Genomic DNA, 583 nt, shown 5'->3' on the forward strand with positions numbered 1-583 from the left:
CTTCGTCGAGCGCGGCATCGTGATAGTCCGCCACCTCGCGCGCCAGCGCCGCCAGGCTGTCGACCGCTTGACGCCGCGCGCGCTGGCCGCCGTAAGCGCGGGACAGGAACAGCATGTCGCCCACGATGTCCTGCATGCGATGCAGTTCTTCGAGATGACCGCCCAGGCGATCCGCGACGGTCGGCGGCAAGCCGCCCTCGCGCAGGGTCAGCTCGGTGCCGGCGATCAGCGTCGCCAGCGGCGTGCGGAGTTCATGCGCGACGTTCGCGCTGAAGGCCTCGCGCTGCGCGCAGGAACGCCGCTGCCGCTCGAGCATCGCGGTCAACTGGTCCACGCGTTGCCGCAGGGCGCGCAGCAATCCGCCCGCGCTGCGCAACGATGACAAAACGGTCATCCGCATGTCCGCCTCGTGTCAGCGCGGGCTGCGTAGAGTCGATCCCAAGGCGTTTGAAAAGCGCGCCGACGCAGCGGGATCCGCTCCGCGGCAACGCGATGGATCACGCGTGCTGGACCACTTTCAACCGAAGGAGTTTCACCATGCATCACTTCAAGAAACTGTCGATTCCCCTGGGCGCCGCGGCCC

At 68.1% G+C, this 583-nt stretch carries 1 protein-coding gene; it reads right to left on the reverse strand.

All coding sequences use genetic code 11. The annotated features are described in order from the left end of the window. A partial coding sequence (locus tag FUT87_RS25785) for a histidine kinase dimerization/phospho-acceptor domain-containing protein (RefSeq protein ID WP_310735329.1) occupies nt 1-400 on the reverse strand: 400 nt, incomplete at its 3' end. Nucleotides 401-583: the final 183 nt, after the last annotated feature.

The organism is Mitsuaria sp. TWR114 (genome assembly GCF_007997345.1).